Here is a 15,983-nt window from a genome sequence, read left to right as displayed (position 1 = left end):
AGGCTGCTGAAGTGGGAATTTCAGCAGCCTGCTATGCTGTGATCGGGTTGAATGTTTCGAGGTCCGATGCGCGCGGTACTTGGCTTGCTTGATCGCCTCTGGCTGCTGGCCTGCGTGTTGGCGGCCGGCTGCCTGCCGGGTTTCATTCTGCAGTATCGGCAGCGCATGCTGGGGCGCCTGGATCAGGTATCGCAAGACCTGGCGCCGTGGCGGCAGATTGCCGAGCGATACCATCAGGGCAGCCTGCCGGACCTGATTGCCCATCATCGAGCCAGCGCCGACGCCACTTTCATGGCAGAGGCCGAGGCGATCGAACTGATGGTAAAGTCGGAAGCCAGTCTGCAAGCGGTGGTCGATGCGCTGCAGGGCAGCTTGCTGCAGCAGGCGCTGGGCTTGGTGCAGTATGCCCACTGGGCGGATGTGCAGGCGGTGTGGTCGATCTATCAACCGACGTTCTCGCTCGATCCTGAAGGTTTGGCGTTTGCCTTGTTGTTGGGCGCGTTGCTGTGGTTCCTGCCGGTGGCAGTGATTGGGATCGGAAGACGCCTGCAGCGGCGTCGGCGCGCAACGGCTGACGCCGCGGGCAACTGAGCGTAACGTGGTGCGCGGGCTCTCCGCCATGAACGGGCCGCGCCACCCGATGGATGGCGCGGCGCCGCTGATCAGCCGCTCAGCGAGCTGAGTTCACTGCCGTTCCAGCCGAACGAACGGACGCGATCCGGTACCACCGCGCTGTTGTAGGACGCGCTGTTGGCCCGCGCCGCCTGGAACTCCAGCATATCGATACGCACGTCGTCGGCGCTGAACACGGCCACGCTGACACCGTGGTGATCGGTCTGCACATAGCGGATGGCTGAGTTGCCGGCGAGCAGCAGTTGATCGGTGGCCGGAATCAGGCCGCCGGCAATCGGGCGTAGCAAGGGATCGCTGTCGGCCGAGTTCTGCAGCAGAGTGCGGAATGGCGCCGACGATACGGCGGCGGTGGTGAACTCGACATGGGTCTGACTGGCGCCGGGGTGCACGGTGGCGAATCCGGCGTGGATATCACCGGACAGGAACACCAGCCCAGGCACGTTGCCGAGCGCCTGACGCAACAGGATGTCGCGCTGCTGTGGAAAGCCATCCCACTGGTCGACGTTGAGATAGAAGCGTTGATTGAACGGTGCCGGCACGCCCAGCGCAGGGTTGGTCAGATCCAGCACCATCGAAGTAAAGGCGACTGAAGTGGCGATGATCTTCCAGCGCGCAGTGGAACTGGCGACCTGACTGACCAGCCATTGAGTCTGCGCGCTGCCCCAGGCATCTTGCGTAGCGCCACCGGCGGTGAGCAGACGATAGGTAGCGTACAGATCGTAGGTGTCCTTAACCACAAAGTAGCGCGAGCCGATATTGCCGAACGGCGAGGTCTTGCCCAAGGTGAACCAGGCGATGCCGGTGTCCAAGGTGTCGATCAGTGCCTGCGGCAGCAAGGGTACCTGTTGGTTGGCCGGCACCGCCGCGTTGTATTGCTGGACCAAGGTGTTGATGACGGTGGTGGACAGATTGCCGCTGATCGCGGTCTGCGCTCGCAGCGTGGCCTGGCCGGTCTCGAGGCCGGCGTCGAGATAGGCGACGGTCAGCGCGGCCAGCAACACCTGCTTGTAGACCGCGTAGGCCGGTCTGTCGATGTTGAGATAGGCACTGAAGTTGTTGCGCACCGCTTCGTATGGAACGCCCGCCAGGGCCAGCACCTGGGTCAATGCGGCGCGGTCCATGATCACCGTGCCGGGGAATGCGTCTTCGGGAATCAGGTGGTCGGGGCGGAAGCTGCGGTAGTCGGTCAGGAACAGCTCTACGTCGCGTCCGAAGCGCAGCTTGCGGTACAGCACCGTATTCGGGAACAGCGCGTCGCGCACCACCTCCACTCGGCCTCCGGTTCCACCGAGGTCGGTGTCCACCGGGGTGAACTCGAAATAGGCTTGTTCGGCATTGCGTCGGCGCTCTGAGTCGCGCTCCTCGAAGCGGCCGTCGAGATAGGTGCCGTTGTCTTTCCAGGCGTCATCCGAGAATTCGTGATCGTCCCAGATCGAGATCACCGGGAAGCGCTGGTAAATCGCCTTGATGGCGTCGTCGGAGCGGTAGGCCCGGTGCAGATCGCGGTAGTTGTCCAGCGTGCGGGCCGCCAGGAAGGCGCCTTCACCTGTGCCCAGTCGCAGCGCCAGTTCCGGTTGGCGGAACTGAATGCCGCGACCGGCCCCGCCGCTCTGAAATGCCGGGTCGCCTGTGGTCTCATAGATGCTGTCGCCCAGATGCAGCACGAAGTCGAGATCCTGGTCGAGCAGCGGGAGCAGGCTGTTATAGAACTTGCCGATGTAGTCCTGGCAGCTGATGAAGGCAAACTTCAGCGGCGTGCTGTCGGTGATCTCGCGCGCTGTGCGGGTGCGGCCGGTGGCCGACGATAGCAGGCTGCCTTCCTCGGCCAGCAGGAAGCGATAGTAGTAGGTGGTGCCTGGGTTGAGTCCGATCACCCGCACCTTCAAGCAGTGATCGCTGGCATCACTGACCCCAAAGTCGCTGTTGACCAGAAGCTGTGAGAACCCGCTGTCGGTGGCGACTTGCAGGCGCAGCGTGCCGATGTTCACCAGGCCGGAAACTCGCGTCCAGACCAGCACGGCATTGGGCCGCGGGTCACCTGAGGCTACCCCTTGCGGATAGCGCGCCTCGGCCAGCACGACGCTGGGTGCGGTCGGCGTGGTGATGGGCGCGGGGCTGTTGGAATCACTGCTGCAACCGGTCAGACCGAGCGCCGTTGCGCTGGCCGTGACGGTGACAATATGCAGGAACTTGCGGCGATCCATCGTCGACATTCGACCGTACCTCAGCGTTTGGCGGTGCCGTAGTGTCGTTCAGTTTCGTGACAGATTGCTAGACGTTGCGTTGAGGGTGGCGCGGGTGCTTGGGGTCACCGGGCCTCGAAAGGGCACCTGGACGTCAACCAGGAATGTGCCAGTGCAAACGTAGCCACCAGGTGCGCGGCGCAAAGTGTTGCGACACCGTGCTGAAGGGCAGGGCGAACGGGTAGTCAATGGGATCATCCAGGGCATTACGAACGCCGAGTTCCACTTCCCAGTTGCTTGCCGGGCGACGCCAGCCCAGGGTCAGGTCAAGCTTGTCGTAGCCGTCGAGCTCCCCCGAGAAGGCGTGACGATCATCGACATACAGCCAACGCAGGGCAAGCGAGAGGCCCGCGCGCGGGCGCCAGATCGCCGCCAGGTTGCCGATCCAATCGGCCGCCACCGCGCTGTCACCGTCGGGGCCGCTGGTGGAACGGCTATCCCAGGTATCGGCATAGGAAAGATTGGCGAGCAGATCGAAATCAGCGCCGATGTTTTGCTCCCACTCAAGTTCGACACCGCGTGAGCGATACCGGTTGCTATTGTCGAACTGGGTCGGCTGGCCAGGTGGCGGCGGCAGCACGACATAGATCTGATCATCGGTACTCGAGCGGAACAAGGTGACTCGTGCGGTCGCCCCCGGGCGCCGATAGACATAGCCAAGCTCAGCGCTACCCATGGTTTCAAAGCCAATCCGTTCGTCGCGTTCGCTGCGCGGATAGAGCTCCCAATAGGTCGGCGCGCGAAACCCTTCGGCGTACTGGGCTTTCAGAATGTGCCGTTCGGCCGCTTGCCAGACCAGGCCAAGTCGCGGAGAAAACTGCGACTGAACATCGTCGTAGTCATCCCAGCGCAGGCCGAGCGTGGCAGATACGGTTTCGCTGAGTTCGATCTGGTCCTGGATAGTGAAGGCCAGCAGTTGTCGTTGCTGGTCGCGGACTGAGGTCTCCAGCAAGGCCGGATCAGGTGCGGCCGGAAGCCGGATGATGCCGAGATCGGTGCGCGACTGCGCCGCTTCCATTCGCAGCAATACCTGGTGGGCGTCCAGCGGTCGCCAGAACAGGTCCACTTCACCCTCTATCCGGCTGCCGGAAAACCGCTTGCCGGTAGTCGCCGAGGCAAAGGCGTTTTCCAGCCAGGCTACCCGGGCTTCAAGATCGGCACGCGGGCCGAGTTGAAATGCCTGACGCGCCTCGATCGCGGTCGACTGCTCGCCAGAGGGAAGTCGGATCCCCGGCACCGGTGCCAGGTACTGGTCGCGATCGGTATGGTGCAGGGTGAGCGAGAATGCGTTTCGCTGCAGTCCCAGTGTTGCCCAGGACACTTCATCGTTGGGATGCTGGCCAATGGGGCCGGCATCTTCACCGTGATCGGCCAGGGCGCCGCCGACATAGCCTTGCCAATTGCCGGCATCCCGACCCCAGGCGATGTGGCCGCCGGCAGCCACCGCGCTATCGCTGTCGCCACTGACGAAAACCTGAGCACCCTGTTTGTGGGTGATCACGTTGATCACCCCGGCAAAGGCGAAACCGCCGTGAATGCTCGAACCCGGACCACGCATGATCTCGATCCGCTCGACCCGTTCGATCGGCAGCAGAAGCACGGCCGAGTTACCGCCGGATTCCTCCCGGCTCAACCCCACCGAGTCGAGCAGAACCTTGGTATTGCCGGCGTTGAACGGCACCGTGATGCCGCGCACACTGAGGTTGCCTGAGCCGTTGGCCTCTCGCAGCACCTGGAAGCCGGGCACCAGGGAAAGTGCGTCCAGCACATGGCGGGCGCCGAGCGCTCGCAGCGCATCACCCCGCAACACGGTGACCATGCCGGGTACGAAGTCGCGGTTGACCCGCGTGCGCGTGGCGATGGTAGTCTCTTCATCGAGCAGGGCCAGCAGCGAGGCCAGCTCGGAATCCTCGTCGGCGGCGTCATCGTTGGCCGCTTCGGCTGGCGCCGTCATCGACAGACCGGTCAGAGCCAAGCCAAGCAGGAGCCCACGGAACAGTGCTTCCACGTCGCAAGCAAGGTATCTGGCCATGATCGCGGGATCGGGCAGTTTGGGTCCTCACAGTGTCCATGCTTTCTCACCGGCGGGAAAGAGCCTTTGCGGCGAGAAATTGAACGGCCGTCCGGTCTGTCGAGCGTGATCGGAGTCTGGACTGCCAGTTGAACGATATGCTCAGACTTCAAATTTTTCCGAGAAAGTCAGTCGAGCCGGCGAATTCGCGTGGATCTCAATCGCAGGTTCAAGCGTACTTGTTGGGCCGTTTGAATTCGCCAATTCGGTGAATCTTCATGTTTTGCGTTGCCGGAGAGGCACCTTCGAAGCTGTCGTTGTTGTCGATCCTGATTGTCCAGGGTGCGGCGATCCATGACTGCCGGCTGCAGCAAGGATGCACCGCCGTGATCAATAGCGTACTTTGTTGATCAAGTTGTTCGAGTAAAGCTCGACGTAGCCGCAAGTGCGGCCGAACCGAGTTTGGAACTGCGCCGACCGCGGCGCGTCTGAAAAGCTCGGGATGGACTTGTTCAGACCTTCCCTTGTGCGGCGCCGCGCACTCGCTGGAAGTGTGGCAAGCCGAACAACTGATCGGCGGCATCTCGGCGTCGCCCCTCGGCTGCTTCTTCGTCGGCGAGAGCATGTTCTCCAGCCATGTTCAACGTGCAAAGGCCACACGAACGGCCAGTCGGAACTGACGTCGCGATCGTGAATCGTGCGGGCTAGCCGAGCACCCCGCCGCCAGCTATACTTCGCGCGCAAACTGGGGCGGTAGCTCAGCTGGGAGAGCGCTGCGTTCGCAATGCAGAGGTCGGGAGTTCGATCCTCCTCCGCTCCACCAATTCCCAAAAGCCGACGAGTCTCTCGTCGGCTTTTTTCATGCACCGAAGCCCAGTCCTGGCGCGGTTCCCAGCGATTCTACGAAGGTCGACCTTCGGGCTGATTCTTGGAACTGCCGTCAAATCAGAGACTTAGCGCGGCGAGTCATCCACAGATTTGAGTGATCTTTTGCCCTGGGCGGAGGATCATCAACTGTTTGCAGACTGAGACTCCAGATCTGCGAATTGACGATCGCGGTCATGCGTCAGAGCGCAGCCCTCCACTCGCGCAGTTGACCAACAGTCTGCGTCAGCCCCTGTTTGAGTAGCGTGTCCAGATACTCATCGATGGTCTTGGGCGGATTTTTCAATGACCTTCGGTGAGCGGCCACGGCAGCGCGAACGCTGGCGGTATGCAGGTCCGGTAGGTCGACGATGCAGTCGTCGGGATGCTGAGCAGACAGGTGATAGCGCGTCAGCGCCGCGGGCGGAAAATCCTTCAGATTGAACGTTGCGATCAGACTGGCGCGGCCGTGAATAGCGGCGGCCACCACATGCCGATCATCTGCGTCTGGCAGTTCCACCGAGGGAATCAGGTGTTCAAAGCCAGTGACTATGCTGTCGCGCACGTGGGCGTTCATCAACACAGGCGTTCTTGCCAAGTCCTCCTCCCGGAGGTCAGGGCGCTGCCAGGCAAGTAGCTGAAAGACCAAAGACCAAAGACCAAAGACCACGGTTTATGGCGCAAGAGACTACACTTGGTGGGCCGAACCTGCAGAAATGTATGTAGCCCCCCAAACTCCGGACCCCAATGGGGTTCGTGGCTATTCGCCCGTCTACAGTGAAATTTCACCGCTTGTCGAGTTCACACCATGAGACTCAGGACTTTGTTCTTGCTTGGGATCTGTGCATTCGGAAGCACCGCCGCTTCCGACAATCCCCCCCCGTACACCCCAGCAAGTGATCGTTGGATGGAAACAGAGCAGTTGAAGCAACACAAGAAGGATGCGCTGAAGGGTGATGCATCGGCGGCTGCTCTCGTTTCAGATCACTACATGACCGGAGTCAACGACATCGAAGAAGGTTTTTTTTGGCTAAAACTTGCGGCGGAGCTTGGTGACTGTCAGTCTCAACACAGGTTGCTCGGATGGTACAGGCAAGCAAAGTCCCGACCTGATGACGTTCAGCGATGGCGAGACGAACTCCAGAAGAACCCCAGGTGCGCGGGACCTCAGCCGGAAATTGACTGACGCGGAGTATCGGGAACAGCGCGCAACCATCTACACCATATTTCCAGCTCCGAGATCGCAATGAACGCCTCCAAGGAACATAGCTACATTTGTGTTCGTGTACTGCGTGGCATGTCCTTGGGGTCTGTCAATCCAACTGTGTAACTGCTGATTAAGCTACCTGTTAACCGGAACTCGCTCTTCACCGAATTGAATATGAAACACCTGCATCGCTGGCTTCCAATTGTGCACGCCTTTCCAGCGCTTGCTTGCTTCGCGGCTACGCGGGACTACGTCCTGATCTCGCCCAAGTGGGTCCGCCACTTGAGCTTGTCGCGCCTTGCGTACGGCGCAGAGTCCTCCGGTGAACATCCGCGCCCTATCATGAAATATCCAGGCTAGGATGCTGCTTGACGCCTCCTATTGGATGCACCACTGATGAGCCAACCGCCCTCGTCGCCCTCCGCCTCGCGCAGCCTAGGCAAGCGCTTGCTGCTGGTTGCTGCCCTGGTCGGAGCAGTGCTGGTCCTGCACCTGAGCGGCCTGCTTGATGCGCTCAATTTCAGCACTCTGAAGGCGCGCCAGGCCGAGTTTTCAACCTGGGTCGCGGCGAACTTCGTGGTGGCCCTGGCCGCTTACTTCGTACTCTATGTGGTAGTCACAGCGCTCTCGCTGCCGGGCGCGGCGATTCTCACTCTTGGCGCTGGCGCAGTGTTCGGCCTTCTCTGGGGTACCGTGCTGGTTTCGTTTGCCAGCACTCTGGGCGCCATACTCGCCTTTCTCGTGGCGAGATTTCTTCTGCGCGATGCGTTGTCACGCAAATTTGGTCAGCGCATGCGGCGCTTCGACGAGGGCGTGCGTCGCGACGGCGCTTTCTTCCTGTTCACCTTGCGACTGGTGCCGGTGTTTCCGTTCTTCGTGGTCAACATCCTGGCCGGACTCAGTGCGCTGAGGGTTGGGACCTACAGCTGGGTCAGCCAGCTCGGCATGCTCCCGGCGACCGTCGCCTACGTGTATGCCGGCACCCAGCTGGCCAGGCTCGAATCTCCGAGCGATGTGTTAAGTCCCGGGCTGCTCGGCGCCTTCGTCCTGATCGGCCTGCTGCCGCTGCTGCTGCGCGGGATCATTCGCGTTCTGCAGGCGCGCCGGGTCTATGCCGGACATTCCCGACCCAAGTCCTTTGACTACAACCTGATTGCAATCGGTGCCGGCTCGGCGGGTCTGGTCACCAGCTACATCGGCGCAGCGGTCAAGGCCAAGGTCGCGCTGATCGAGAGGCACCGCATGGGCGGTGATTGTCTCAATACCGGCTGCGTGCCTTCGAAAGCGCTGATCCGGTCGGCCCGTCTACTGGCCGAGGCTCGTGAGAGCCAGCGCTACGGCATACGTCGCATGAACGCGGAGTTCGACTTTGCTGAGCTGATGGAACGGGTCCAGGCGGTCATCGCCAAGGTCGAGCCGCATGATTCGGTCGAGCGCTACACCGGCCTGGGCGTCAATGTGATTCTGGGCGAAGCGAAGCTGGTTTCGCCGTGGGAGGTCGAGGTGGATGGCCGGCGAATCAGTGCCCGCAGTATCGTGATCGCCACCGGCGGCCGTCCGTCGGTGCCCGAGCTGCCTGGTCTTGAGCACACCGACTACCTGACCTCCGACACGGTCTGGTCGCTGCGCGAACTGCCGCCGCGATTGCTGGTGCTGGGTGGCGGGCCCATCGGCTGCGAGCTGGCCCAGTGTTTTGTCCGTTTTGGCAGCCAGGTCACTCTGGTCACTCGCGCGGATCGCCTGCTGCCCAGGGAGGATGCCGAGGTTGGCGAGCTGCTCTCACAACGCTTCGTCGCTGAACGTATCAGTGTGGCCCGGCGCCACCGTGCCGTGCGGGTCGAACGCCGAGGCGATGAGCGCGTGCTGGTCTGTGCAGTGGATGGCCGCGAGACCGCTTTCGCTTTCGACCGCCTGTTGCTGGCGGTGGGCCGGAACGCCAACGTCGAGGGCTTTGGTCTCAAGGAGCTGGGCGTGCGCCTGGCCGCCAGCGGGACGATCGAGCACGATGCCCTGATGCGCACCAACTTTCCCAACATCCACGTCTGCGGGGACGTGGCCGGGCCGTATCAGTTCACCCATGTGGCCTCACATCAGGCCTGGTACGCGGCGGTGAATGCGCTGCTCGCACCGTTCTGGAGCTTTCGCGTTGACTACAGGGTGATCCCGTGGGTCACCTTCACCGATCCGGAGGTGGCGCGGGTCGGTCTCTCCGAGGACGAGGCGCGAGAGCAGGGCGTCGATGTCGAGGTGACCCGCTATGGCCTCGATGATCTGGACCGGGCGATTGCCGATAGCGCGGCCGAAGGCTTCGTCAAGGTGCTGACGGAACCGGGCAAGGACCGCATCCTTGGGGTCACCTTGCTCGGTCAGCATGCCGGGGAGCTGTTGCCTGAGTTTGTGCTGGCGATGAAGCATGGACTGGGATTGAACAAGCTGTTGGGCACCATCCATGTCTATCCGACCTGGAGTGAGGCCAACAAGTACGCAGCGGGCATCTGGAAGAGGGCGCATGCGCCACAATCCGCGTTGCGCTGGGCTGGGCGCTTCTTCGCTTGGCGTCGCCGATGAGCCGGTGCTTGCTGTCCTGCCTTGGTCTGGTCGGAATACTTGGCTGGTCGTCGGTGACAGCGGCGTCCGGCTTCGAGCATGAACAGTGGAACGACCTGCTTGAACGGCATGTGCAATGGACCGACGGAGGCCATGCCAGCGTCGTCGACTACGGCGGCATGCGGGCTGACCGCGCCCGTCTGCAGGCCTACCTCGACCGACTGAGCGCTTTCCCCGCGGAGCATTTCGCGCGCCTCGATCGCCTCGATCAGTTGGCCTTCCTACTCAACGCCTACAACGCCTTCACCGTGGCGCTGGTTGCCGATGGTGGCCCGCAGATCGAATCAATCAAGGATCTCGGCAGCCTGTTCCGCTCGCCTTGGAAGCAACGTTTCTTCGATTTGCTCGGCGAGCGGCGGCACCTCGATGAGGTCGAGCACGAGCTGATCCGGGGCAATCCTGGTCTGGCCGATCCGCGCATCCACTTCGCAGTGAACTGCGCCTCGGTAGGCTGCCCGGCGCTGCGCCCGGAGGCCTATGAGGGCGCAAAGCTGGAGGCGCAACTCGATGATCAGACCCGCCGCTTCCTTGCCGACCGAAGTCGCAACCGGGTCGATGGCGATACGCTGTGGCTGTCGCCGATCTTTCGTTGGTACCGGCAGGACTTCGGTGACGATGACCCGCCTTGGCCGTTCCTGCGCGAACACGCCGCAACACTGGCCGATGAGCCCGCTGGCCGCGCGGTGGTTCGCGCCGGTCAGCTGGACATCGAGTACACCGACTACGACTGGTCCCTTAACGCGGCGTCACGCTGACCGCGGATTTGCTAACGTTGACCTGACGTTCGAGGAGGACGATGAATCTGGCCAGCACTCGCCATGATGCAACAAGCGGCAACTGCAGCAAGCGGCGGCCGGCCACGGCCGGCCTTGATCACGTGGCCTGCGGCCACCTTGCGACCTTGTTGCTGCGAACAGGCTGAGAGTGGAGATGCCCGCACTCTCCGAGCTGTGCGTGGTGGTGCCCTGTGGGCCGGGAGAGCTGGCCTGGCGGTCGCTGTTGCCGCAGCTCGGCGGCTTGCCCGCGGAGGCGCAGATCGTTCTCAGTGGCGTCACTGGGCGGGCGGATTGGCCACCCGCCGACGCTGCATTTGCGCTGCTTTCTGGATTGCGCGCCCGCCTTACGGTAATCAGCGGCGCGGCCGGGCGAGGGGCGCAACAGAATCGCGGTGCGGCACAGTCCCAGCACACCTGGCTGTGGTTCCTGCACGCTGACAGCCGGCTGCACTCCGACAGCTTGGCGCGTATCGCCGCTCTGCCAGCTGAGCCGGCGCTGGCCTATTTCGATCTCGCCTTTCACGACGGAACGCCGTGGATGCAGCTGAACCGCGCCGGCGCCTGGCTGCGCTCACGCTGGCTCGGCTTGCCGTTTGGCGACCAGGGCCTGTTGCTGCCCCGTCACAGCTTCCAGACGCTCGGCGGTTTCGATGAAACCCTGCGTTCAGGAGAAGATCATGCGCTGGTGTGGGCAGCAAGGCGCGCTGGTCTCAAGCTGGTGCCGCTGGGTCTGCCGCTCTACACCAGCGCGCGGCGCTACGCCGAGCATGGCTGGCTGCGCACGACAGCACGCCATCTGCGCCTGACCTGGCAACAGGCCAGGCAATTCTCAGGCGGTGCGCGTTGAGCGGCGGGCTGGCCATCTTCGTCAAGACGCCCGGGCGGTCGCCGATCAAGACCCGTCTGGCGCACAGCCGAGGAAGTCCCTTTGCCGAGCATTGCCATCGGCTGGCTGCCGCCGCGGTCAGCTCGGTGGTGCAACGTTTCGTCGACAACAGCGGCTGGCAGGCCCACTGGGCGGTGGCCGAGCCTGGGGCGTTCTCGCAATGGTCCGGTCTGGCCTGTATGGCGCAAGGGGAGGGCGGGCTGGGCGAGCGCATGGCGCGCGTTCACGGCGAGCTGATCGAGCATCACGGTCGCGCCCTGCTGATCGGCGCCGACAGTCCGCAACTCACTGTTGCTCATCTTGATGCGGCCGTGCGGGCGCTCGATGACGGCGCCGACCATGTGCTCGGTCCGGCCATGGATGGTGGCTTCTGGCTCCTGGCCAGCCGCTGTCGCATTGCCGATACGCTGTGGCTGGCCGTGCCCTACAGTCACCCTGACACTGGACGACAGATGCAGGCAGCACTTTCTGCTGCTGGCACCTGTGCCCGCGTTGACACCTTGCGCGATCTCGATCGCGCCGCGGACCTGCTGCCGCTGCTTGCCGATCTGAGCGCCTTGCAGGAACCGACACCGGCGCAGCAGGCCCTGATCGACTGGCTGGGTGAGGCCTTGCAGAACGCGCCGCCATGAGCATCGACTGGCTGCTTGCTCACGAAGGCCCGCTGCGCCTGGGCATCTTTCTGGCCGTGCTCGGGCTCATGCTGCTGCTGCAGTGGGGTTTTCCGCTACGTGGCGATGGTCGATGGTCGCGGCGCCAGCTCAACAATCTCGGCATGGTGGTCGTCGGCACCCTGGTGATTCGCCTCGTTCTGCCGGTGCTGGCAGTCAGCTGGGCACTCGATGTGAGTGAGCAGGGCTGGGGCCTGCTGCCGGCCATCGGGCTCGATGGCCTGCCACATGTTCTGGCCGCAATCGTGCTGCTCGACCTCGCGATCTATTGGCAACACCGGCTGTTCCACCACCTTCCCTGGCTATGGCGATTGCACCGAGTGCACCACAGCGACACCGCGTTCGACACCACCACCGGGGCGCGCTTCCATCCGCTGGAGCTCCTGCTCAGTCTGCTGATCAAGCTTGCAGTGATCGCCATGATCGGTGCCCCGGCGCTGGCCGTGCTGGTTTTCGAAGTATTGCTCTCATCCGGCGCGCTGTTCACCCACGCGGACTTTGCCCTACCCAGGCGTTTTGACCGCTGGCTGCGCTGGCTGCTGGTTACCCCGTCGATGCATCGCGTGCACCATTCCCCCCAGCGGCATGAAACCGACAGCAATTTCGGCTTTCACCTGTCATGCTGGGACAGACTGTTCGGCAGCTACCGTGATTCGCCACAGCGGCCGGAGGCGGAGATGACGATTGGTCTTGAACACTGGCGCGACGCGAATGCGCAGCGCCTGATCGCTTTGCTTGGCCAGCCACTGCAAGAGCCGGCCGCGCCTGCCAGGAATGACGACCATGCGTGACACGCTGCCCCTGCTTGAACCCAGTGACTTCCCGTCGCTCGAACGGCGCGCCCTGGGCACCCTGCAGCTCAACCTTGGCTATCTGTGCAATCTCAGTTGCATCCACTGCCATGTGAACGCCGGTCCGCACCGCACCGAGCTGATGGAGCGCGACATCATGCAGTTGGCGTTGGACGTGGCACAGCGGCATGGCGTTCGGCAGTTGGATCTCACCGGCGGTTCGCCGGAAATGAACCCTGAGTTTCGCTGGCTGGTACAGCAGGCGCGTTCGACCGGGATCGCGGTCATGGATCGTCTCAATCCGACTATCATCGAGGAACCCGGATATGAATGGGTCGCCGAGTTTCTGGCGGCGCAACAGGTCGAGATCGTCGCTTCCTTGCCCTGCTACAGCGCCGCCAATGTCGATGAGCAGCGCGGTGATGGCGTGTTCGAGAGTTCGATTCGTGCTCTGCAGCGGCTCAATGCGCTGGGCTACGGGCAGCCCGGCAGCAGTCTGGTGCTGAACCTGGTCTACAACCCGAACGGCGCCTTTCTGCCGCCGCCGCAGGCGGCCCTGGAGGCTGACTACAAGCGGCTGTTGCAGGAGCAGTTCGGCATTATCTTCAACCAGTTGTTCGCACTTGCCAACATGCCGATCAAGCGATTTGGCTCCTGGCTGTTGTCGAAGGGTCGCTTCGAGTCCTACATGGGTACCCTGCGCTCGGCGCATCGCAACGAAAATCTGAACTCGGTGATGTGTCGGGATCTGCTCAGCATCGATTGGCGTGGTTATGTCTACGACTGCGATTTCAACCAGATGCTCGGTCTGCCGGCCGGCGAGGCGGATTCCCCGCTGCACCTGCGCGATCTGCTGCATGGCGAAGTGCCGACGCGCATTCGCGTGGCTGGGCATTGTTACGGCTGCACGGCGGGCCAGGGGTCGAGTTGCGGCGGCGCGCTCGCCATTTAGCCCGGATATTTCCCCGAGGTCCTTGGCACCGATTGCCGCGTTGTTCGGCTGCTACGCAGCAACGGCTACTTCGTAGCCTGCGCCTTCGCTACGCTCGGTCGGCTGCAGTCGCAGCTACGCGGGACTGCGTCCCGATCTCGTCCAACTGGGCCTTGCACTCGGCGCAACGTCCTCGGTGATCATCCGCGCCCCCTCACGAAATATCCGGGTTAGCAGGTTTTCAGCAGCTGGTCGGCTGAGCTTGCATACAGCAGCCGATAGATGGCTTCTGACATGGGTTCAGCTACCTATCGAGTGAGCGAGGGCGATGGAAACGCTGGGTCGCCCGAGTCGGCGGGAATCCAGATGGCCAAGGCTGCCGGCTGCAGTGCCGCGTGGTCGAGTGGGCCGAATTCCACCAGGGTCGGTGGGTTGTGGCTCAAAGCGAGGACAAAATCGGCCCGGGGTCTGGGGAAAAAGCCCAGGCTGGTCAGGTGATCGGACTCGACCTGGCCGTCGAGCCAGCACATTCCCTTCAACCGCATGGCACGGCAGAGCGCCGTCAGCGCCGTTTTCGAGCCATTGCTGGCACGCGAGAACATGCTTTCGCCAAAGAAGAACTGGCCCAGTGCGATCCCGTAGATGCCCCCCACCAACTGCTCGCCCTGCCACACTTCCAGCGAATGGGCGACGCCGCAATCGTGTAGTCGACAGTAGGCCTGCTGCATGTCGCCAGTGATCCAGGTGCCATTCTGGCCGCGGCGCGGCAGCTCGGCGCAGTGATCGATCACCTGCTCGAAGTCGCGGTTGATACTGATCAGCCACTCGGATTGACGCAGATGTCGGCGCAGAGATCGGCTGATCTTCAGTTCCGCCACGTTGAGCAGCATTCGCGGGTCGGGGCTCCACCACAACAGCGGCTGACCCTCGCTGTACCAGGGAAAGATGCCCTGAGCGTAGGCGTTGATCAGCCGCTGCGGGCTCAAGTCGCCACCGAAGGCGAGCAGCCCTTCGGGCTCGTCCAAGGCCATTTCGATCGGCGGAAAAGGCGAGTTCGGATCGCGGCCCAGCTGCGGCAGGCGAATCATGGCTCGAGCTCGATTGACTGGCGGAACGGCGTGTGTTGGGCGACTTCCCGGGCGTAACGATCAACCCAATGCGCCTCCTCCTGCAGCGAGCGGGCGATGGCTTCGCGAAAGCGTGAATCGGCGATGTAGTGCCAGGAGCGCGTGCGTGTGGGAAGAAAGCCGCGCGCCACCTTGTGCTCGCCTTGGGCGCCGGGTTCAAAACGATCGATGCCTTGTTCGATGCAGAACTCGATGCCCTGGTAATAGCAGAGTTCGAAATGCAGGCCAGGCCAGGCTTCGCTGGCGCCCCAGTAGCGGCCAAACAGGGTGTGTGAGTCGTACAGGAACAAGGCCCCGGCAATCGGACGGCTGTGGCGATAGGCGAGGGCGATCATCAGCTGCTTTGGCATCGTCTCGGCCAGGTGCTGAAAGAAGGCCGGTGTCAGCACCGGGAGGTTGCCCTTGCGCTCAAAGGTGTCGCGATAAAACCCGTGCATGGCGGCGATGACCTGTTCATCCAGCTTGTTACCGCTATGACGGCGGATCTCGATGCCTGCCTCGCGCACCTGGCAGCGTTCCTGCTGGATATTCTTGCGCTTCTTCGCGTTCAGCTCGCGCAGGAAGGCGTCGAACGAGCTGGCGTCGTTGCGCTGCCAGTGGAACTGATAGTCGTGACGGGAAAGCCAGGGTGCATCGGGTTCGTCGGTGCCAAGTGGCAGGAAGTTGATATGCGCCGACGACAGCTCAAGTCGTGCAACTTCCTGTTCGAGGACGCGCAGCAGGGTGGGGGCCAGTGTTGTGTCCTGACCGCACAGCAGGCGCGGGCCATTGACCGGCGAGTAGGGAATCGCACAGAGCAGCTTGGGATAGTAGTCGACCCCATAGCGGTGATACGCCTCGGCCCAGCCGTGATCGAACACGAACTCGCCATGCGAGTTGCCCTTCAGGTAGAGCGGTGCGGCGGCGATCAGCTGGTCCTGACGGTGGAGCAACAAGTGATACGGGCGCCAGCCGTAGCGGCGTTGCAGGCAGCCGTGTTGTTCGAGCCCGGCGAGAAAGGTGTGCGAGAGCAGCGGGTGCGCGCCGCCGCGTAGTGCATCCCAATCCGCGGCGGGCACGGCGTGCAGGGAGTCAACGAAACGGGCGGTTAGAGTGGCTGGGGTGGTCACTCGCTAAGGATAGCGAAAGGAAGGTGGTGGCGATCGGGGCCGCAGTTTCACCAAGCCTTGCCGGACGCCCGGCCCTCACCCCCGGGCCCTACCCAGAAACCTCGCTATGCGAGGCCCCTGGGCAGGC

At 62.9% G+C, this 15,983-nt stretch carries 14 protein-coding genes and 1 tRNA gene; 10 read left to right on the top strand and 5 right to left on the bottom strand.

Features of this window, described 5'->3' with window-relative positions; translation table 11 throughout:
* Window positions 1-66: 66 nt before the first annotated feature.
* Window positions 67-591 (top strand): DUF2937 family protein, encoded by a 525-nt coding sequence (locus tag IFO71_RS01830; RefSeq protein ID WP_192027808.1) that lies wholly within the window; start codon window positions 67-69, stop codon window positions 589-591.
* Window positions 592-662: 71 nt separating this feature from the next.
* Here the strand turns inward: IFO71_RS01830 and IFO71_RS01825 are convergent, their stop codons facing one another.
* Both IFO71_RS01825 and IFO71_RS01820 read right to left on the bottom strand, forming a co-directional pair.
* Window positions 663-2,846 carry an alkaline phosphatase D family protein gene (locus IFO71_RS01825; protein ID WP_192027807.1) on the bottom strand — a complete coding sequence of 728 codons (2,184 nt, stop codon included), beginning with the start codon at window positions 2,844-2,846 and terminating at the stop codon, window positions 663-665.
* A gap of 124 nt (window positions 2,847-2,970) precedes the next feature.
* Entirely contained in the window at window positions 2,971-4,908 is a 1,938-nt protein-coding gene (locus tag IFO71_RS01820) for a TonB-dependent receptor plug domain-containing protein (protein ID WP_192027806.1), read from the bottom strand.
* A 503-nt stretch (window positions 4,909-5,411) separates the two neighbouring features.
* On the opposite strand from IFO71_RS01820, the gene IFO71_RS01815 reads away from it, so the two are divergent.
* Both IFO71_RS01815 and IFO71_RS01810 read left to right on the top strand, forming a co-directional pair.
* The gene (locus IFO71_RS01815) at window positions 5,412-5,567 is read left to right on the top strand and encodes a hypothetical protein (protein ID WP_225444293.1); all 156 of its coding nucleotides are present in this window, start codon (window positions 5,412-5,414) and stop codon (window positions 5,565-5,567) included.
* A gap of 67 nt (window positions 5,568-5,634) precedes the next feature.
* Window positions 5,635-5,710 (top strand) — tRNA-Ala (locus IFO71_RS01810).
* 243 nt (window positions 5,711-5,953) lie between these two features.
* Here IFO71_RS01810 and IFO71_RS01805 read toward each other — a convergent pair.
* Window positions 5,954-6,349, bottom strand: coding sequence for a PIN domain-containing protein (locus tag IFO71_RS01805; protein ID WP_225444292.1), 396 nt, complete (start codon window positions 6,347-6,349; stop codon window positions 5,954-5,956).
* A gap of 309 nt (window positions 6,350-6,658) precedes the next feature.
* On the opposite strand from IFO71_RS01805, the gene IFO71_RS01800 reads away from it, so the two are divergent.
* The 7 genes from IFO71_RS01800 to arsS all read left to right on the top strand — a co-directional run bounded on the left by IFO71_RS01800 (window position 6,659) and on the right by arsS (window position 13,641).
* Window positions 6,659-6,937: an SEL1-like repeat protein gene (locus IFO71_RS01800; RefSeq protein WP_192027805.1), complete on the top strand. Its 279-nt coding sequence runs from the start codon at window positions 6,659-6,661 to the stop codon at window positions 6,935-6,937.
* Window positions 6,938-7,354: 417 nt separating this feature from the next.
* Window positions 7,355-9,526, top strand: coding sequence for an FAD-dependent oxidoreductase (locus IFO71_RS01795; RefSeq protein WP_192027804.1), 2,172 nt, complete (start codon window positions 7,355-7,357; stop codon window positions 9,524-9,526).
* A complete protein-coding gene (locus tag IFO71_RS01790) occupies window positions 9,523-10,320 on the top strand; it encodes a DUF547 domain-containing protein (protein WP_192027803.1) in 798 nt (265 codons plus the stop codon). The genes IFO71_RS01795 and IFO71_RS01790 overlap by 4 nt, the downstream gene beginning before the upstream one ends.
* Before the next feature lie 175 nt (window positions 10,321-10,495).
* Entirely contained in the window at window positions 10,496-11,188 is a 693-nt protein-coding gene (locus IFO71_RS01785) for a glycosyl transferase family 2 (protein ID WP_192027802.1), read from the top strand.
* Window positions 11,185-11,859, top strand: coding sequence for a TIGR04282 family arsenosugar biosynthesis glycosyltransferase (locus IFO71_RS01780; RefSeq protein WP_225444291.1), 675 nt, complete (start codon window positions 11,185-11,187; stop codon window positions 11,857-11,859). The genes IFO71_RS01785 and IFO71_RS01780 overlap by 4 nt, the downstream gene beginning before the upstream one ends.
* A complete protein-coding gene (locus IFO71_RS01775; RefSeq protein WP_225444290.1) occupies window positions 11,856-12,689 on the top strand; it encodes a sterol desaturase family protein in 834 nt (277 codons plus the stop codon). The genes IFO71_RS01780 and IFO71_RS01775 overlap by 4 nt, the downstream gene beginning before the upstream one ends.
* A complete protein-coding gene (gene arsS, locus IFO71_RS01770) occupies window positions 12,682-13,641 on the top strand; it encodes an arsenosugar biosynthesis radical SAM (seleno)protein ArsS (RefSeq protein ID WP_192027801.1) in 960 nt (319 codons plus the stop codon). Before IFO71_RS01775 ends, arsS begins: the two co-directional genes overlap by 8 nt.
* 287 nt (window positions 13,642-13,928) lie before the next feature.
* Here the strand turns inward: arsS and aat are convergent, their stop codons facing one another.
* Together aat and IFO71_RS01760 are read right to left on the bottom strand one after the other, a co-directional pair.
* Window positions 13,929-14,708, bottom strand: coding sequence for a leucyl/phenylalanyl-tRNA--protein transferase (gene aat / locus IFO71_RS01765; protein WP_192027800.1), 780 nt, complete (start codon window positions 14,706-14,708; stop codon window positions 13,929-13,931).
* A complete protein-coding gene (locus IFO71_RS01760; RefSeq protein WP_192027799.1) occupies window positions 14,705-15,856 on the bottom strand; it encodes a GNAT family N-acetyltransferase in 1,152 nt (383 codons plus the stop codon). Before IFO71_RS01760 ends, aat begins: the two co-directional genes overlap by 4 nt.
* Window positions 15,857-15,983 lie beyond the last annotated feature (127 nt).

This window comes from Pseudomarimonas arenosa (genome assembly GCF_014841215.1).
GTDB classification, from domain to species: Bacteria; Pseudomonadota; Gammaproteobacteria; order Xanthomonadales; family Xanthomonadaceae; genus Pseudomarimonas; species Pseudomarimonas arenosa.
This window is presented reverse-complemented; position numbering and strand designations above follow the sequence as displayed.